The organism is Belnapia sp. AC561, assembly GCF_979252845.1.
Genome location: NZ_CEEDBP010000512.1, coordinates 1 through 234, shown reverse-complemented (window position 1 = coordinate 234; position 234 = coordinate 1). Strand labels below are relative to the sequence as shown.

Annotated in this window: 1 protein-coding gene; it reads left to right on the top strand. The window is 65.0% G+C overall.

The features are described from left to right. Window positions 1-176: (2Fe-2S)-binding protein (locus AC0IW9_RS32070; protein WP_471652315.1), on the top strand; the 176-nt coding region annotated here is incomplete at its 5' end. Between the last annotated feature and the right edge of the window lie 58 nt (window positions 177-234).

Below are 234 nucleotides of genomic sequence, written 5' to 3'. Positions count from 1 at the left end.
ATGCTCTCAGCGACAAGCAGCTGGCGGATGCCGTGGCACAAGGCGCTCGTAACCCCCGCGACGTCTATGCCCATTGCGCCTGCACGGCGCAGTGCGGCACCTGCACGCGGGCGATCCTGGGCATGATCCGGGACCTGGCCTCGCCCGGTACGGCAGCGCAAACTCAGGCTTCCTGAACCTTCAATCTGCTATACAGCCGTACGCCACGGGCCCGATTGGCCCGTGGTTCAATTC